Source organism: Shewanella sp., from assembly GCF_041630135.1.
Taxonomy (GTDB): Bacteria; Pseudomonadota; Gammaproteobacteria; order Enterobacterales; family Shewanellaceae; genus Shewanella.
Window position 1 is genome coordinate 1 of the sequence record NZ_JBFKLW010000076.1, and the last position, 17,010, is coordinate 17,010.

The window sequence follows — 17,010 nt, forward strand, 5'->3', positions numbered from 1 at the left end:
CTGCACTTTCCCGACGGTTTCAAGCTTGGTGTCAACCTGACGGCGGTTCAGCTCGCCCAGGGTGGTGGCAACAATTTTGCCGAGCTGCACCGCTGCCTATCGGCCGCAGGGGTGCAAACCCTGCTGGAGATCACCGAGCGTACCCTGATAGCGCCGGACATCACAAGCCAGATTGAAGTCTTTCGCCGCCAGGGGGTGTTGATTGCCATCGACGATTTCGGCACCGGCCAAACGTCGCTGGCACTGCTACAAACCCTGCCGCTGGATTATCTGAAAATAGACAAGTGCTTTGTGGATACCATTGGCCGTGACGATATGAGCACCCATGTACTGGACAGCATCATTGCCTTATCGCACAAGCTGGAATATCTGATTGTGGCCGAAGGGGTGGAAACCCAGGCACAGGCTGAGTACCTCAGCGCTGCTGGCGTGCACTTCTTGCAGGGCTTTTTATTTGCGCGCCCCATGCCGATAACCGAGCTGTCACCCTGGCTAAATGCCCACCAGCAGCAGCTTGAAAAGCCGCTGCAAATGGCAACCGCCACAGACATTCAGCCCACCTGAGCAGACCACAAACAGCAAAAAGGCCGCCCTGAGGCGGCCTTTTTGGCAAATTGGTGAGCCGACCTGTAAGCCGGGTTCTGTTCTCCCCAAAGGAGTGGCAGCCATTCCTCTAGGCCTGCAATCGCTCGCAGGCTCAAGCAATCTACCCGGTTCCAACGCGAGCCACGCCATAAGGAACCCTATTTGATCTTGCTCCGGGTGGAGTTTACCTTGCCACGAACTGTTGCCAGTCGCGCGGTGCGCTCTTACCGCACCGTTTCACCCTTACCGGCCCGAAGGCAGGCGGTCTGTTCTCTGTTGCACTTGTCGTCGGCTTACGCCGCCCAGACGTTATCTGGCACCCTGCTCTATGGAGCCCGGACTTTCCTCCCCGTTCTTGCGAACGCAGCGGCTGCCCAGTCGGCTCGGCGCGGATTATAGCCCAAGGGGCGGCGCTGACCAAGGAGTTTATCCGACGCCCCTATGAAGGGGTTAAAGTCCGGCGTCGAGGCCAGCCTTGTAGAGGGCATTTTTCTTCAGATTGTGAATTTGCGCAGCGATGGCGGCGGCCTTTTTCAGCGGCAGTTCAGCCGCAAGCAGGCTTAAGGTTTCCATCGCCGGTGCCGGAATGGCATCCTCTACCTCTTCCGCCACAAAGCCATGGCACATCAGCACCATTTCACCCTTTTGCTGATTGGCATCACTACTGACCTTGGCCAGCACTTCGGCGGCAGTTCCACTTAAAAAAGTTTCGAAGGTTTTACTGAGTTCACGGGCCATCACCATCTGCCTGTCGGCGCCGAATACCGCCACCAGGGACTCGAGTGTTTGCAAAATACGGTGAGGGGACTCATAGAAAATCAGCGTGCGCGGATCTTCTTGCAACGCACTGAGCTTATCCATCCGTCCCTTATCTTTGGCCGGTAAAAAGCCCTCAAACGAGAAACGATCCGATGGCAGCCCCGAGGCGCTGAGCGCCGTGATGGCAGCGCAGGGGCCGGGCAGCGGCACCACATTAAAGCCAGCTTCCCGAACCTGAGACACCAGATGATAACCGGGATCTGAAATAAGCGGCGTACCGGCATCACTCACCAGTGCCACGGCCTCTCCGGCAGCCAACTTCTCAATAATCCACTGGGCACGGGCGCGCTCGTTATGGTCATGCACCGAGGTGGTGCGGGTGCCAATGCCAAAGTGGCTGAATAATTTCCCGGAGTGTCGGGTGTCTTCGCAGGCTATCAAACTCACAGATTGGAGGATTTCAACGGCCCTCGGGCTCATGTCCCCCAGGTTACCTATGGGAGTCGGAACTATATAAAGCGCTGGGGGCAGGGACATAAATTACCTCTGGAGTATGATGGCCAAGGCTTTAACCCCGGGCCGGAGAAGGTTAAACTTAGTGCAGCATTTTACCAGAGTGAAGCCAAGTGTTGAAAAGCCGGAATCAAATGAAACTCGCAGGTGTTGCCCTGTTCCTGTCTTTACTGGCAGGTTGCGGCAGCACACCAAGGACAGATGTCAGCCAACCTCAGGGACCCGTTTCTTTGGTCAAGGCTGAGTTTTCCTCCAGTCAATACCTGACTCAGGCCGATTCGGCGCGGGATCCCCAGTCCAGAAGCCGCTACCAGTTGCTGGCCGCCCATGCAATGCTGAACGAGGGCAACCCTCAGGGTGCCGCTCAATTGCTGGGTTCCATTAAAGCAGATTTGGCCCAGGACACCGAAATTCAGGCGGAGTTCAAATATCTCACCGCCCGTGCACTGGAGCAGAATGGTCAACTGACCGCAGCCCTATCTGCCCTGAATTACCCCAGCCACTGGAAGCTGCCGGATTGGCAGTGGGTATCATACCACCAACTGCGTTCGCAATTGTTCCGGGCTCAAAAGCAGCCGATGGAAGAGGTGCGTGAACTGGCCGAACTGGGCAAATACCTGAGCCCGTCCGACGCGGCCGAAGTGAACGATCGACTTTGGAAAATACTGGCACCCATGCATGAAGAAACTATTGAAACCTTTATGCAAGAAGCCAGTTCACCGCTTTACAAAGGCTGGTTGCAGCTGGCCTTTATTGCCAAGCACTATGCAATAGACCCGCAAACACTGGTGCGTTATCTGGGCGACTGGCAGCGGGAAAACCCACTCCACCCCGCTGCGGCCAGACTCCCCACAGATTTGGATAGGGCGCTTAACGCCAAGCCATATAACACAGGCAAGATTGCCGTATTGCTGCCCCTATCAGGCAATGCTGCAGCAGCGGGTTATGCCATTAAGCAAGGCATACTGGCAGGATATCTGGCAGCAGACGATCAGCAGCGCACCGTAAATTTTTACGACAGTGCTTCCAATCCGGTGGCTGCATTTCAGCAAGCGCTGGCTGAAGGCGCAGACTTTGTTATCGGGCCTTTGTTGCCCGCCGCTATTGAAGCCATTGAAGCCATGCCCAAAACACCAGAACAGCAACTGGTGCCAAGGTTGTATCTGAACCAGTTGGGGCAGTTCAGCGCCGATATCGACAAGTTCTTCTTCTCGCTGTCTCCTTCCGAGGAAGCCAGTGACGCCGCCGAGCGTCTGTACCGCGATGGCGTGGAGAAACCACTGCTGCTGGCCAGCGCAGATGCCACCGGCCGTCGGATGGCTGAAGCTTTCAACCAAACCTGGCAAAAGCAAACCCAGGAACCTGCTGAAGTGCACTATTTCGAGCAGGGTAATGAAATGAAACTTACAGTGCAGCGTGCCCTGGGCGTACTCGATAGCCAGGCCCGCATCGATCGCATGAAAGAAATCATGGGGCGTAAACTTGAAGCTGAATTCCGCTCCCGCAAAGATGTTGATGCGATCTATATGATTGCCAGCCCCAAAGAGATTCAGCTGCTAAAGCCCTTTATCGATGTGAGCTTTTCGGTATTTGCTGACCCAGTGCCCATGTATACCTCAAGCCGTGCAAGGCCACAGGACAACAGCTATCAGGTGCCACAGGAGTTTAATAATGTGATGGTGAGCGACATCCCCTGGCTGATGCAAATCTCTGATGAAGCCCGCGACGTTAACGCCCTGTGGCCCAGCTGGAACAACAGCCAGAAACGCCTGTTTATTATGGGCTGGGATGCTCTGGATCTGATCGATAAGCTTGCTCAGATGCGCGCCTTCCCCGGTTATCAGTTCCAGGGACGTGGTGGCGTCTTGTCGGTCAACCATAAAGGGGTGATCAAACGCCAACTTTCCTGGGGAAAAATCCAGCGTGGCGTGTTAAGACCATTGTGAACACTGGCCAGCTTGCCGAGGACATGGCAGTAAAGCACCTGGTTAAACAGGGGCTAAAGCTTGAAGCGCGCAACGTGCGCTATCCCTTCGGTGAGCTGGACTTGGTAATGCGTGACGGCAGGTATTGGGTGTTTGTGGAAGTGAAATTCCGCACCCCAAGTGGATTTGGTAATGCTATCGAAGCCCTGTCTTGTGCGCAGCAAGGTCGCCTTAGACGTGCTGCCAGCCATTATCTGCAATGCCATCACATTGATGCTCCCTGTCGCTTTGATGTGGTCGCCATTAGCGGCAACCAACTCACCTGGCTCAAAGATGCTTTCTAGCGTCACGCATCTATGCAGGAAATGGCTGTGAACGGCAACAATTTCCCTGCTTACTCTCTACTACAGCGCTGCTTTATGGCATGATAACGCCAGTTAATTTTGTAAGGGTTCGCCATGTTAGAACGTATCAAAGACAGCTTTACCGAATCGATCCAAACCAAGATCGATGCCGCAGAGGCGTTGCCAGAGTCCATTGCCAAGGCGGCTGAAATGATGGTTGGCTGCTTGCTCGGCGGTAACAAAATTCTCGCCTGCGGTAACGGCGGCAGCGCCGGAGATGCGCAGCATTTCTCTGCCGAACTGCTTAACCGCTATGAAGTAGAGCGACCACCGCTGCCTGCAATTGCGCTGACTACGGATACGTCTACCCTGACCGCAATCGCCAACGATTACAGCTACGATGAAGTATTTTCGAAGCAAATTCTGGCGCTGGGACAACCCGGAGACATACTGCTGGCCATCTCTACCAGTGGTAACTCATCCAATGTAATTAAAGCAATGGAAGCAGCCTTAAGCCGTGACATGACCATTGTGGCCCTGACCGGTAAAGATGGCGGCGCCATGGCGGGCCTTTTGGGAGCCGGTGACGTGGAAATTCGCGTGCCATCCAATGTCACTGCCCGCATACAGGAAGTGCACTTGCTGGTTATCCACTGCCTGTGCGATAACATTGACCGCACTCTGTTCCCACAGGACGAACAGGCATGATTCGACTGCTGCTGACTGCTCTGGCCTGTATCACTCTTACCGGTTGCGCCGGCGCCGTGATGGTTGGCGCCGTCGGTGGCGCCGTCATGGCCAATGACGAACGTTCCATCTCCACCCAGCTGGAAGACACCAATGCCGACTTTGTCATTGCCAGTGCACTGATGAAAGATGAACAGCTGAAGACCAAAACCAATATCACCGCCGTGGTAGTAAACGGTAATATCTTGATGATAGGTCAGGCCCCTAATTCCACATTGAGGGACAAAGCGGTAAAAACCGTACAGGATCTGAAGCTGGGAGGCAAAATCCACAATCAGATCCGTATTGGTAACCCTACATCTTTTACTACCCGCAGCAACGACACCTGGATAACCACCAAGGTGAAGGGACGGATGCTGAATGAAAAAACGTTGGATATCACCCGGGTAAAAGTAGTGACTGAAAACGGTGAGGTTTTTCTGCTGGGCTTGATCCCACGCTCTCAGGCCGACCTGGCAGTGGAGGTTGCCCGCAACACCGCTGGGGTACGTAAAGTCATTAAAGTCTTTGAGTACATCGAGTAAGCCAGAAGTGTAGTGACCAACAACAGCATGGTCACAACTGGCAGCAGCTCCCTACTCACAGACAGACCTGGCGGTCGAAATTACCGCGATACAGCCTGAATAAGTAAAATGACTAAGGTCTTTGAGTACGCCTTATAAAACCTGAATCCTCTCTGGTCCGCCACAGGCGTGCCAGCAGAGGATAAACCGCCGACGGCAATACCACCAACGAAGCTCCCCACCACACGTATTCCCCGGGCCATTCATCAAACCAAAGCCAGCCCATCGTCACGATAAACAGCAGTCCACTGTATTCCGCCACCGCAATGTCTGCAGCACGGGCACGTCTGTATGCCAATACACAAAACCAGTGATAAGCCATAAGGAACAGATTGCTTGCCAGCGCCACCCACAGCAGCCGCCAACTGAAACCGGCAAAGTTATTAAACGCGGCAAAGATCAGCGCAATGGGCAGTCCAAGCAGGTTATATAGCATCATGGTCAGCACAGGACTTTCAGTCACCGGCAACTTTCTGAGTGATAGCTGGCAAAGCGAGAAGGTTAGCGCCGCCCCCAGCACCATCACTCCGGCCCATCCAAGCTCCGTTGGCGCCAGAATGACAAGCACCCCGGCAAAACCCAGGATGGCACAGAGCCATTGGCCGCCACTCACCCGCTCGCCCAGCAGCCACCAGCCCAGCAGCATGATCATCAGCGGCGCGGTATAAAACAGTGAACTTACGGTCGCCAATGGCAATGCCATCAAACCAAGAATTAAAAAGAGCGCGCCGATAACACCTATACCGGCGCGCCAAAGGTGGAGCGGAAGATGATTGGTTAGCGGGCGCCCGGCCAGCCCCCAAAGTGGCAATAGCATAAGAACCGAGGTGAACTGACGCAGCAGCAAAAAGCTGGCTCCGTTGGCATCGTCCGGAAGCCACTTTACCGATACGTCATAGAGAGCACTGAAGATATTGCCAAATAACAGTAATCCCAATCCAATCAGGGTGGCTCTTTGCACGCTACATCACCTCAACTCATGCATTCCGCGGCATGATATAGCCCACAAATCATTATTAAAAATGATGTTTTTTCCATAACCATGAATTAGATTCGTGCGTTAATTCCTTATTCCATCAGTAAGTCAGATATGCGTAAACTCCCGCCACTAAGGGCCCTTCAGGTGTTCGAGGCAGCTGCCCGCCATTTGCATTTTTCCCGTGCAGCGACCGAGCTTTGTCTGACCCAAAGTGCAGTATCCCATCAGGTGCGCTCACTGGAAGAACATCTGGGACAGCCACTGTTCAGCCGCAAAGGTCGCGATCTGTTGCTGACTGACAAAGGTCAGCAATTGTTTTTTGGAGTGCAGTCCGCGCTGGATGGGCTCGATAGCCTCTGCCGTCAGTTCAATGAGGTCGGCAACCGTGAACTCAGACTGGCGGTGTACAGTTCATTTGCAGTAAAGTGGCTGATCCCGAGGCTGAGTGATTTCCGGCGCCAGCATCCCGGCGTCAGAATTCACCTCGAAATGGTCAGTGGCGATCCGCAAATATCGGATCAGGTGGCTGATATGTTTATCTGCGGCGTACAGCAACACAAAGGCTTTTGGCAAACGCTGTTGCGGCCGGAGCGGCTTATTCCTGTTTGCAGCCCGACATTGGCACAGATGCTGACAAGTACGCTGGGTGAGTCTCTGACCCTGCCCGATAGTTTGGACAGTCTGCCACTGCTGTCGGTGGATGAGGTGGATATCGGTCCTGACTGGCAGCGCTGGACCGAGGCACAGCAAATACCATTGAGCAGTAGTCAGCTGCAAAGCTACAGCCATGTTCTACTGGCAATTGAGGCCGCCATTGCCGGGCAAGGGGTGGCGCTGGCCTGCGATTTCATTGTGGAGGCCGATATTGCCGCCGGTAAGCTGGTCGCCCTGCCCTGGCCTGCACTGGAAACCGGTTTTGGCTTTCATTTTGGTTGTCGCGAGTGGCGTTTAAATGAACCCGCCATGGCGGCCTTTGCCAGATGGATACAGACGCAAGCCACAGTTGATGGCATTTAAGGTTGTGTAGAATCCCCCCCTGAGCACTGGGCTATTGATTAGCCCTGAAATCAGGCAAAAAAAATCAGCCACCCGGGCTGATTTTTCATTGGCAGTTTAGCTTACACCAACAGACCAATCTTCTCGTACACATTCTTAATGGTGACTTCGGCTCGGGCCTGAGCTTTTTCAGCGCCATCCCGCATCACGGTTTCAAGGAAGGCGCGGTCTTCACGCAGCGCACGGAAACGTGCTTGCAGTGGCTCCAGCATACCCACAACGGCTTCACCACAGGCTACCTTGAGGTGACCATACATCTTGCCTTCAAACTCGGCTTCCAGTGACGCAATGCTCTGACCGGTGACACCTGACATCAGACTCAACAGGTTGGACACACCGGGTTTGTTATCAACATCGAAGCGCACCACAGGCGGCTCATCACTGTCAGTCACGGCCTTTTTAAGCTTTTTCATCACCGCCTTGGGATCTTCCAACAGTCCAATCACGTTGTTGCGATTGTCATCTGATTTGGACATCTTTTTGGTCGGATCCTGTAGCGACATCACCTTGGCACCCACCGGCGGAATGAAAGGCTCGGGCACAGTAAAGGTGTCACCATAGGCGTTGTTAAAGCGAATGGCGATGTCACGGGTCAGCTCGAGGTGTTGCTTCTGATCCTGGCCCACCGGGATCTCATTGGCTTGATAGAGCAGAATATCAGCGGCCATCAACACCGGGTAACCAAACAGGCCCACGTTGATGTTATTGGCGTGCTTCTGTGACTTGTCCTTGAACTGAGTCATGCGCGACAACTCACCCATCTGGGTGTAACAGTTCAGCACCCATCCCAATTGAGTATGCTGCGGTACCTGAGACTGAATAAAAACAGTGCTCTTTTTCGGGTCAACGCCGCAAGCCAGATACAATGCCAGGGTGTCAAGGCATGCATCACGCAGCGCTGTGGGATCCTGACGCACAGTGATGGCATGCAAATCCACCACACAATACAGACAATCGTGACTGTCCTGCATCGCAACCCACTGACGGAGTGCGCCCATGTAGTTGCCGATGGTCAACTCGCCGGATGGCTGCGCGCCGCTGAGTACAATGGGTTTGGTCATCTTACTGCTTACTCCGTTGGTTATTCTGCCGCCTTCAGGCGAGTCAGGATCTCTGCAAAGGTGTTACATACGGCATCTGGGCCGCAAAGCCCAATATCTTCACCGTAGTTGTAGCCATAGGTCAAGCCAAAGGATGTAATTCCAGCGGCTTTGGCAGCCAGAATGTCATTGCGGCTGTCGCCGACCATCAGCAGCTCGTTTGGTCCAAGGGCCCAGCTGTCCATAATGTGGGTCAGCGGCAATGGGTCCGGCTTCATCCGTGCCAGTGAGTCACCACCGAGGATAAGCTCAAAATGGCTGTCAATGCCAAAGGCTTTGAGCAGCGGCAGGGTAAACTTGTGTGGCTTATTGGTGACAATCGCCATTCTGAAACCGAGGGCTGACAACTCATTGAGGGTTTCTTTCACCCCATCATACAAGCGGCTGTGACGCTCCAGATGCCGCTCATAGTGCTGCATAAAGATAGGCATAGCATCGTCCAGCATGGAGCCGGTGACATCACGGCCCAGAGCATGGGAAAGTGCGCGGGCAATTAATACCCGGGCACCGTTACCCACCCAGGTACGTACCAGATCTTCGCTGCACGGCGGAAATTTCAGCTCTTTTAAGGTGTCGTTGGTGGCCGCTGCAAGATCCGGCACACTGTCCAACAAAGTGCCATCCAAATCAAAGGCGATGGCACGGATACGTTCAGCCAACTGCATTAAGCGTTCGCCCTTGCCAGTTCAGCGCGCATTCTGTCCACAACGGCTTTGTAGTCTGGCTTACCAAAAATAGCGCTGCCAGCCACAAACATATCGGCACCGGCGGCAGCAATTTCAGCGATATTGTCTTCTTTCACGCCGCCATCAACTTCAAGACGGATATCAAAACCGCTGGCATCGATTCGCTCGCGCACCTGCTTGAGCTTATCCAGTGTGGCAGGAATGAATGACTGACCGCCAAAGCCAGGGTTCACTGACATCAGCAAAATCACATCCAGCTTGTCCATCACATAGTCGAGATAGTGCAATGGTGTAGCCGGGTTAAATACCAGGCCGGCTTTACAACCATGGTCGCGGATAAGTTGCAGTGTACGGTCCACGTGCTCAGAGGCTTCCGGATGGAAGGTAATGATAGAAGCACCGGCCTTGGCGAAATCCGGAATAATACGATCGACAGGCTTTACCATCAGGTGCACATCGATATCGGCAGTAATGCCATAGTCACGCAACGCTTTACACACCATAGGACCAATGGTCAGGTTGGGCACATAGTGGTTATCCATCACGTCGAAGTGAACCACATCGGCACCGGCATCGAGCACGGCTTTGACATCGTCACCCAAACGAGCGAAATCGGCAGACAAAATCGAAGGAGCAATCAGGTAAGGACGCATAATTCAGAGTCTCAGGCTGAAAATGGGAGGGCGCATATTTTACCCGATTTCACTGATTTTTTCCGTACTTTCTGTTGTTTTTATGGCCTAGGACACAGAGCATGGCACTATTCACTGGCCACAACGGATGCAGATGAAAGAAAATTGTTCAAAAAGCGCACGCTTTTGTTATAATCCCGATGCAAGCCTCTGTCTCGAAGGAAGTGACGATGGACACCAACAACCCACAACATGCACCACGCCGATTTGCCAATATCAAGGCAGTCATGGTTTTTTCCGTGGCGGCATCCGTGGTTCTTGGCGGTGTGGTTTACCAGACCAGTGCAAAGGAAAGCGGCACTTCAGCTTGCGTGTGCAGTGCCGGCACGAGCTACAACAACGGCCTGCCAGCCAGTCATCCCAACAACCGTTGTGCCACCCAGTCTCAGGATTTGAGCTGGAAGTCATGGCTTTCCGGCAGCAGCCGTACCACTCAGTTTCATTTTCTCGATCTGCTCGAATTACTGCACGGCCACAACAGCAAGCCTACCGATAGCCCGGCAGCCAATCAGCGCTAAGCCCAGTGGTTCGAAACCTTATTCGGGTATTCACCAGCACAGTTGCTGCCTTCTTTGGCGTGCAATCTGACCAAAGAAGACAAACAGATTTCAGCACCGGCTCCCCGATACCTTTTATTTTGATGGGTATTTTTTTGGCAGCTTGCCTGGTGGCCGGACTGATTTGGCTGGTCGGCATGGTGGTGCCGAGCTAGAAGACGCTCCCTCAAAGCTTATCTAACCTTAGCCCACATTCACTCCAGTCTCAGTCGTGCGATTCCTGATGATAAGTCTCGTCATAAAGCGCCATCAGCTCATCCACTTTATTACGGGCACTGCCTTTCTGGCTGATATTGCGCTGTACCCGCACGGTTCCCAGTCTGGCACCATGATAAAGCTCACGGGTCAGCGGAATATCATGGTTGCTGATAAGAACAGGAATACCGCGCTCTATAGCTGTATGACGTGAATGACGCGCCAGCAGCGCCTGATCGTCCAGGGTGAAACCAGCGCCCACATAGGTGGTAAAACTTGCGGTGGTCGACAGTGGTGCATAAGGTGGGTCGCAGTAAATCACGTCCCCCTTTTTTGCCAGATCGAAGGCCTGCTCATAGCTGATACACAAAAATTCAGCCCGTTTGGCTTTAACAGAAAAGGCACGGATTTCCTGCTCGGGGAAATAGGGCTTCTTGTACGAACCGAAGGGCACATTGAATTCACCTTTACGGTTATACCGGCATAAGCCATTGAATCCGTGACGATTCAAATAAAGAAAATACACAGCGCGGCTAAAAGGATCGCGGCTACTGTTAAAGCGCTTGCGGATGTCATAATAGGCTTCTTTATTGTTCATCTCATCGCTAAACAATGCCCTGGCCGCCTGAATATAGTCATCAGGCTGGCGCTGCACTATTTGGTAGAGACCAATAAGATCTTGATTAATATCGCAAAGAAGATAGGAACTGTAGTCAGTGTTCAAAAAAACTGAACCGGCACCCACAAATGGCTCAACCAGACGCTTTCCCTTGGGCAGATGGTGACGTATGTCGTCCATCAGCTTGAACTTGCCACCGGCCCACTTAAGAAAGGCTCTTTGTTTTATCGTCATGGTTGGGAACAGTCGCCGGAAGAAATAAGAAGCATCTGATTGTACTTCCTTTAATTGGAAATTTCACCGCTGGATACCGCTTCAATCGGCTGATAACTCCCCAAATCCTTCCATGCCCGCACCCAGGGCTTACCGCCCCCATAGCGCTGCGGCAACAAATCAGCCTGAGCGTCGGCCTCGGCTTGATTGGCGTAGTTGCCCTGCAAGATCACTAGTTTATCGCGGTACGCCACCAGATAAAGGTTCGGCTCATTAGCAAAACGCTGCAGGATTGTATCCGCCGACTCCCGTTTGCCTACAGTAGCCACCTGCAAGGTGTAGCCGTGCTTGGGCAAACGCATGTCGGTTGCCACTTTTATGGCCGCGGCGGCCTTTAGATCATTACCTGCAGCCTGTTTCGACTCGATTGTTTCTGGTTGAGCGGCTTTTGTTGGCTGCGTAACTTGTGCTGTGCCGACTGTGGAATAGTTATTGGAAATTCGTTCCCCAGTGCTGCTATTAGTGCTGACTGTATCCTGTGACGTTTGCGCCTTAGTGCTTCCAGCGATATGCATGCTGGCTGAATTAAGTGTATCGGCGGTTTCAACTTGCGCCAACGCCTTGGCCTCCTCAAGCAGTGCCAAATCGGCTTGCTCCTGTGCCAAAGCAGCTGCTTTGGCATCAGCTTCTGCTTGCAGCAGCTCGTCAAGCGACTGCTTACGATTAGCAAAATAAGACTTAAGTCGCCACTCTCCAAAGGATACCAGCAAACCTGTCACCTGATGGTTGTCCTCAGTTTGCGAGGCAGATGCGACCACATCACCAGTGCCTGTGGTATCTGCGGAATTCGCTTCCCCCGGATGACCACTGATAATGCCCCACAGCCCCACAGTAACCAGCAGAGTAACAGCTGCAACCGCAAGCAATCGCCACAGACCCTTGCTGGAATTTGCTGCTTGGGTTTGCGGCGTAAGCGCCAGTTCCAACAGTGCAATCACTTCACCCGGCCTGCCCCCCTGCTGCTCAAGCTGAGTTTTAATGATATCCCGCGGTACATAAGGCACGTCTTCGCTGCGGCTCATCAGAGTGTAATACAAGGCCTCGCGCTCAGTTGGCAGCAGAGGCTCAATATCAATAGGTGCCATCAGGCTACGCTGGGCACTGCCAAGTTCTGAGTAAAGCGCACGCGCCCTTGCGGGCTCGGAGGCAAAGGTAATAGCGATGGGGCGGCCGGCGCATTTTTGCTGTGATAACAACAGACACTCGGCCCACAGCTCCAGTGGCAGCATGTGTGCATCGTCGATGAGTATATGAATGGGCTTAGAAAACGCCGGGGCGAATCGACCAAGGGTATCGCCTAGGGGTTCTTCATCATCGAACAGCGGTTCGGATAGCAACTGGATAAGGATTTTACGGCGGATTTCGGCGGCGTCAGCGTGCATGGGGCACACCACCAAGGCTGAGTTATATTCTTCCTGTTCACTGACCAGGGCTGTCAGCAAGGTAGACTTACCGGCGCCCTTCTCGCCCAACGCCACCACCAGTTGCTGGCTGTAGCAAGCCATATGTTGCATGCGTTGCAACAGGGCTTCCTGGGAAGGTAAGAGTACCGATAGCGAAAATGTCATTGTTCACCCACAGTCAGGGGCGGCGAATGACCTCGGCCAGTTCAACATCGGTTGCCTGGCTGCTGACTTCGGCCTGACCAATCCCAAGAGGCAGAACCAGCCTCAATTGGCCGCCGAGTACTTTCTTGTCTCGCCGCATATGCTTGATAAAGCTATTAAAGTCCATAGACTCCGGAGCCTGGACGGGCAAATCGAATGCCTTGATAAGCGCAGTAATGCGACAAAGAATTGACTTATCGATTAGCCCCAGTGTTACCGAAGTTTGTGCAGCAAGTACCATGCCAGCCGCTACGGCCTCGCCGTGCAGCCAGTTTCCATAGCCCATTTCAGCTTCGATGGCATGACCAAAGGTGTGACCAAGGTTCAACAGTGCCCTAACGCCCTGTTCGGTTTCATCCTGAGACACCACATCGGCTTTAATCTGACAGCAACGGGCAATGGCATCAGTAATGGCGTTTTGCTCCAGTGTCTTGAGCGCACCAACATTGGCTTCGAGCCAACTGAAAAAATCGCCATCCCAAATAATGCCGTACTTGATCACTTCTGCCATACCAGCCGCGAATTCTCGGGCAGGCAAGGTGGCCAAACAGTCGGTGTCAATCACAACCAGCTTAGGTTGATAAAAAGCACCGATCATGTTTTTGCCAAGAGGATGGTTGACGGCCGTTTTACCACCAACAGAGGAATCCACCTGCGACAACAAAGTGGTGGGAACCTGAATAAAATCAACGCCACGCTGGTAACTGGCGGCGGCAAAGCCGGTCATGTCACCAATCACACCACCACCCAATGCAAGCAACAGGCAGTCGCGGGCATAATTCCCTTCAAGCAACGCATCAAAGATGCGATTTAAGTATTCGAGGGTTTTGTACTGTTCACCATCTGGCAGGATCACCGCTTCTACCTGAGCCGCATCAGCAGACAGGGTAGCGGTAATCTTGTCCAGATAGAGGGGCGCAACAGTGTCGTTGGTAACAACGAGCACCTTCTTGCCTCGCACCAACGGAGCAAACAATGCTCCCTGACTAAACAAATTCGGGCCAATGTGGATCGGATAACTGCGATTTGCCAGATCAACCTGAATTTGTGTCATGCTGCGTCAGAACCCCAGTTGTTCGATGATTTGATTAGCAACGACCTTGGCGCTTTGGTCGTCGGTTTTCACCACCAGATCGGCAATCTCTTCATACATTGGATTGCGGGTCTCAGCCAGATTCTCAAGTACTGAACGAGGGTCATCCACCTGCAACAACGGCCGACGCTTGTCACGTTGAGTTCGTGCAACCTGCTTATCGATGGTGGTTTCGAGGTACACCACAATCCCTCTCGCAGAAAGGAAATTGCGAATATCTTTACTTTGAACCGAACCGCCACCCGTAGCCAGTACAATTCCTTGCTTTTCAGTTAGATCAGCAATTACCTGCGCCTCACGGCGACGGAAGCCTTCTTCACCTTCCACATCAAATACCCAAGCAATGTCCGCGCCGGTACGGCTTTCGATTTCTTGGTCAGAATCATGAAATTCCAAGTGCAGCATTTGCGCCAGATGACGACCGATAGTGCTCTTGCCAGCGCCCATAGGGCCTACCAGAAAAATATTACGTTTTTCAGCCATTTTTTGTACGTCTGAATCTTTTATGAATTATTTGCCTATACCGCCTCCGCAAAGAGGTGGCAATCACAGTACCTTGCTCTAAAGAGACTTGACCGGGGATTATCTCAGTTTGATGGCAGCAATAGCAAGTCAGATATCTGGATCACACACAAAACTTTGGATTCATCAAAACAAAGAGGCCGGCATTAGCCGACCTCTTCAACAAAAAGCGCTATCAGATTTTTTCAGTCACTATCTTGGGCGTAACAAAAATCAGTAACTCCTGACGCTCATTTTTATCTGAAGTGTTTCTGAACAGGAAGCCTACCAACGGAATGTCACCCAACACCGGCACCTTACTGACACGGCTGATGAGGTTTTGTTGGTAGATACCACCAAGCACTATAGTTTCACCGTTATCCACCAACACCTGCGTACCTATACGCTGAGTATCGATTGCCACAGCACGGCCAGTGGCGGTATCTACTGTTTCACCACGGCTGTCCTGGGTGATTTCCAAATCCAGAATAACACGATTATCCGGAGTGATTTGCGGCGTCACACGAAGAGATAGCACCGCTTTCTTGAACTCAACAGTCGTAGAACCGCTGGAAGACGCTGATACATACGGAATCTCAACGCCCTGCTCAATATAGGCCGCTTTTTGGTTTGAGGTTGTGATACGGGGGCTTGCGATGATTTCACCCTTGTTTTCCTGCTCCAATGCACTCAACTCCATGTCCAGTACGGTACCGTCGGCCAATTTGGCCACATGGAAAGCGATACTGGCGGCATTGGTTGGCGCTGGCAGGTTAACATTGAGTCGGTCACTAATACCCGGAACAACTCCATTGGCAATGCTCTGAGCGCCTTCCAGTGAGCCCGAAGCACCTTTGGTACCTTGCTGGTCAGTAATGCCCCAGCGAATACCGAGATCCTCAGCCACGTTATCTTTGACAGTTACCATCCGTGATTCAATCAGTACCTGACGAATGGGAATATCCAGCACATCAATCATGCGTCGTACATTTAACAGGGTTTCTGCCGTGTCTTTTACCAGCAGCGTGTTGGTACGCTCATCAACTGCCACACTGCCACGCTCGGTCAGTAAACTGGAGCCCTCACTTTTAAGGAGCTCGGCGATATCTTTGCCCTTGGCATAGTTGATTTGCATGTACTCTGAATACAGCGGAGCCAGCTCCTGAACTTCCTGCTGATTACGCAGCTCCATGCTCTCACGGACAGCAAGCTCTTCAGCCGGCGCAACCATAAGAATATTGCCTTCAATACGCTTATCCAGACCCTTAGTTTTCAGAATCAGATCCAAGGCCTGATCCCAAGGAACATCGTCCAGCACCAGGGTAATATCCCCCTGCACAGAGTCACTGGTCACCAGGTTAAAATTGTTATAATCGGCAATTAACTGCAGTACGGTTCGTACAGAAATATTCTGGAAGTTTAGCGACAGTGTCTTACCGTTGTACTTCTTCTCTGCCTTAACCGAAGTTTGGCGCACCACCTTATTCATCGACAGCTTGAACTGACTGGCTTCCTGCACGTAGTTATATTCGTATTCACCACCTACATCGACCAGGATGCGCGTAACCAAATCATCTTTGAAAGTTTCAAAGCTCTTTACTGGGGTAGCAAAGTCCTGCACATCCATTACATACAGCATATCCTGCTGAATATCAGTGTTATAGAACTTAACTTCCAGCTTGGCACCTACCTGTTCTACATCGGCCGCAATTTTACTGTTGCTCAATTGAACAATCAGCTCACCACCACCCTTGCCATTACGTCGAAAATCAATGTTCTTCACCGCGTTTACATGAGCACTGGAGATAGCGGCAGAATCGACAGCCGCTTCACTTACAACAGCATCATTGACGGTTAAGCGATAGCTGTTCCCCACCACTGCACCTTGGTACGGCAACACCTTTGACAAATTTACGGCGATTACCAAATCAGTATCTTGCTGCTGGGCTTGAAGCTCAGTCACTCCACCACGATTAACAGGTAAAGTAGACGTCGCCAGACCGGAAACGCTGTCGTCAAAAGACAGCAGAATTTTGGCTGGCGATGCATTGAGGTTAACTTCGGGCTCGGTTATAGGGCTTTCAAACACCAACTCCAGCTCCAACTGGCTGTCTATCACATTGTGATATTTCACATCCACCAGACGGTTGGCTGCCAAAGCTGCCGTTGAGACTCCAAAAAACAACGCGATTCCCACCAGAGACTTCATCAATCGA

The 17,010-nt window shown here is 52.4% G+C and carries 18 protein-coding genes and 1 other RNA gene; 8 read left to right on the plus strand and 11 right to left on the minus strand.

What is annotated here, in order from left to right; all coding sequences use genetic code 11:
- On the plus strand, positions 1-564 hold a 564-nt coding region (locus ABYK60_RS16395; RefSeq protein ID WP_372873091.1), incomplete at its 5' end, for an EAL domain-containing protein.
- Positions 565-614: 50 nt separating this feature from the next.
- Here the strand turns inward: ABYK60_RS16395 and rnpB are convergent.
- Positions 615-971, minus strand: an RNA gene (gene rnpB / locus ABYK60_RS16400) — RNase P RNA component class A.
- Between the two features lie 64 nt (positions 972-1,035).
- Positions 1,036-1,881: a 16S rRNA (cytidine(1402)-2'-O)-methyltransferase gene (gene rsmI, locus ABYK60_RS16405; RefSeq protein WP_372873092.1), complete on the minus strand. Its 846-nt coding sequence runs from the start codon at positions 1,879-1,881 to the stop codon at positions 1,036-1,038.
- A gap of 89 nt (positions 1,882-1,970) precedes the next feature.
- On the opposite strand from rsmI, the gene ABYK60_RS16410 reads away from it, so the two are divergent.
- The 4 genes from ABYK60_RS16410 (at position 1,971) to ABYK60_RS16425 (ending at position 5,397) form a co-directional block, all read left to right on the plus strand.
- Positions 1,971-3,803, plus strand: a complete 1,833-nt coding sequence (locus ABYK60_RS16410) for a penicillin-binding protein activator (protein ID WP_372873093.1) — start codon at positions 1,971-1,973, stop codon at positions 3,801-3,803.
- Complete coding sequence (locus ABYK60_RS16415) at positions 3,800-4,126, plus strand: YraN family protein (RefSeq protein ID WP_372873094.1); 327 nt, start codon at positions 3,800-3,802, stop codon at positions 4,124-4,126. The genes ABYK60_RS16410 and ABYK60_RS16415 overlap by 4 nt, the downstream gene beginning before the upstream one ends.
- A 114-nt stretch (positions 4,127-4,240) precedes the next feature.
- A complete protein-coding gene (locus tag ABYK60_RS16420; protein ID WP_372873095.1) occupies positions 4,241-4,834 on the plus strand; it encodes a phosphoheptose isomerase in 594 nt (197 codons plus the stop codon).
- Positions 4,831-5,397 (plus strand): BON domain-containing protein, encoded by a 567-nt coding sequence (locus tag ABYK60_RS16425; protein WP_372873096.1) that lies wholly within the window; start codon positions 4,831-4,833, stop codon positions 5,395-5,397. The genes ABYK60_RS16420 and ABYK60_RS16425 overlap by 4 nt, the downstream gene beginning before the upstream one ends.
- Positions 5,398-5,509: 112 nt before the next feature.
- Here the strand turns inward: ABYK60_RS16425 and ABYK60_RS16430 are convergent, their stop codons facing one another.
- Positions 5,510-6,397, minus strand: coding sequence for a DMT family transporter (locus ABYK60_RS16430; RefSeq protein ID WP_372873097.1), 888 nt, complete (start codon positions 6,395-6,397; stop codon positions 5,510-5,512).
- Between the two features lie 129 nt (positions 6,398-6,526).
- Between ABYK60_RS16430 and ABYK60_RS16435 the strand changes: the two genes are divergently transcribed.
- Entirely contained in the window at positions 6,527-7,432 is a 906-nt protein-coding gene (locus ABYK60_RS16435; protein ID WP_372873098.1) for a LysR substrate-binding domain-containing protein, read from the plus strand.
- Between the two features lie 101 nt (positions 7,433-7,533).
- Here the strand turns inward: ABYK60_RS16435 and trpS are convergent, their stop codons facing one another.
- Genes trpS through rpe form a run of 3 tightly spaced genes read right to left on the minus strand, consistent with a single transcriptional unit; the run spans position 7,534 to position 9,910 of the window.
- Positions 7,534-8,532 carry a tryptophan--tRNA ligase gene (gene trpS, locus ABYK60_RS16440; RefSeq protein WP_372873099.1) on the minus strand — a complete coding sequence of 333 codons (999 nt, stop codon included), beginning with the start codon at positions 8,530-8,532 and terminating at the stop codon, positions 7,534-7,536.
- A 20-nt stretch (positions 8,533-8,552) separates the two neighbouring features.
- Positions 8,553-9,230: a phosphoglycolate phosphatase gene (locus ABYK60_RS16445; protein ID WP_372873107.1), complete on the minus strand. Its 678-nt coding sequence runs from the start codon at positions 9,228-9,230 to the stop codon at positions 8,553-8,555.
- 5 nt (positions 9,231-9,235) lie between these two features.
- Positions 9,236-9,910, minus strand: coding sequence for a ribulose-phosphate 3-epimerase (rpe, locus tag ABYK60_RS16450; RefSeq protein WP_372873100.1), 675 nt, complete (start codon positions 9,908-9,910; stop codon positions 9,236-9,238).
- A gap of 209 nt (positions 9,911-10,119) precedes the next feature.
- Here rpe and ABYK60_RS16455 point away from each other — a divergent pair, with 209 nt between their 5' ends.
- A complete protein-coding gene (locus ABYK60_RS16455) occupies positions 10,120-10,467 on the plus strand; it encodes a hypothetical protein (protein ID WP_372873101.1) in 348 nt (115 codons plus the stop codon).
- 5 nt (positions 10,468-10,472) lie between these two features.
- Positions 10,473-10,661, plus strand: coding sequence for a DUF2970 domain-containing protein (locus tag ABYK60_RS16460; protein WP_372873102.1), 189 nt, complete (start codon positions 10,473-10,475; stop codon positions 10,659-10,661).
- Between the two features lie 50 nt (positions 10,662-10,711).
- Here the strand turns inward: ABYK60_RS16460 and ABYK60_RS16465 are convergent, their stop codons facing one another.
- The 5 genes from ABYK60_RS16465 to pilQ form a co-directional block, all read right to left on the minus strand.
- Positions 10,712-11,554: a Dam family site-specific DNA-(adenine-N6)-methyltransferase gene (locus ABYK60_RS16465; protein WP_372873103.1), complete on the minus strand. Its 843-nt coding sequence runs from the start codon at positions 11,552-11,554 to the stop codon at positions 10,712-10,714.
- A 50-nt stretch (positions 11,555-11,604) separates the two neighbouring features.
- Positions 11,605-13,161 carry an AAA family ATPase gene (locus ABYK60_RS16470; protein WP_372873104.1) on the minus strand — a complete coding sequence of 519 codons (1,557 nt, stop codon included), beginning with the start codon at positions 13,159-13,161 and terminating at the stop codon, positions 11,605-11,607.
- A 13-nt stretch (positions 13,162-13,174) separates the two neighbouring features.
- Positions 13,175-14,254 (minus strand): 3-dehydroquinate synthase, encoded by a 1,080-nt coding sequence (aroB, locus tag ABYK60_RS16475; protein WP_372873105.1) that lies wholly within the window; start codon positions 14,252-14,254, stop codon positions 13,175-13,177.
- A gap of 6 nt (positions 14,255-14,260) precedes the next feature.
- The gene (aroK, locus tag ABYK60_RS16480) at positions 14,261-14,776 is read right to left on the minus strand and encodes a shikimate kinase AroK (protein ID WP_372873106.1); all 516 of its coding nucleotides are present in this window, start codon (positions 14,774-14,776) and stop codon (positions 14,261-14,263) included.
- Positions 14,777-14,990: 214 nt separating this feature from the next.
- Positions 14,991-17,003 (minus strand): type IV pilus secretin PilQ, encoded by a 2,013-nt coding sequence (pilQ, locus tag ABYK60_RS16485; RefSeq protein WP_372873108.1) that lies wholly within the window; start codon positions 17,001-17,003, stop codon positions 14,991-14,993.
- Positions 17,004-17,010 lie beyond the last annotated feature (7 nt).

Coding starts and splice junctions, on each gene's coding strand:
- rsmI (WP_372873092.1), bottom strand. CDS start 1,881: ATGTCCCTGCCCCCAGCGCTTTATATAGTTCCGACTCCCATAGGTAAC.
- ABYK60_RS16420 (WP_372873095.1), top strand. CDS start 4,241: ATGTTAGAACGTATCAAAGACAGCTTTACCGAATCGATCCAAACCAAG.
- ABYK60_RS16425 (WP_372873096.1), top strand. CDS start 4,831: ATGATTCGACTGCTGCTGACTGCTCTGGCCTGTATCACTCTTACCGGT.
- ABYK60_RS16435 (WP_372873098.1), top strand. CDS start 6,527: ATGCGTAAACTCCCGCCACTAAGGGCCCTTCAGGTGTTCGAGGCAGCT.
- trpS (WP_372873099.1), bottom strand. CDS start 8,532: ATGACCAAACCCATTGTACTCAGCGGCGCGCAGCCATCCGGCGAGTTG.
- rpe (WP_372873100.1), bottom strand. CDS start 9,910: ATGCGTCCTTACCTGATTGCTCCTTCGATTTTGTCTGCCGATTTCGCT.
- ABYK60_RS16455 (WP_372873101.1), top strand. CDS start 10,120: ATGGACACCAACAACCCACAACATGCACCACGCCGATTTGCCAATATC.
- ABYK60_RS16465 (WP_372873103.1), bottom strand. CDS start 11,554: ATGACGATAAAACAAAGAGCCTTTCTTAAGTGGGCCGGTGGCAAGTTC.
- ABYK60_RS16470 (WP_372873104.1), bottom strand. CDS start 13,161: ATGACATTTTCGCTATCGGTACTCTTACCTTCCCAGGAAGCCCTGTTG.
- aroB (WP_372873105.1), bottom strand. CDS start 14,254: ATGACACAAATTCAGGTTGATCTGGCAAATCGCAGTTATCCGATCCAC.
- aroK (WP_372873106.1), bottom strand. CDS start 14,776: ATGGCTGAAAAACGTAATATTTTTCTGGTAGGCCCTATGGGCGCTGGC.
- pilQ (WP_372873108.1), bottom strand. CDS start 17,003: ATGAAGTCTCTGGTGGGAATCGCGTTGTTTTTTGGAGTCTCAACGGCA.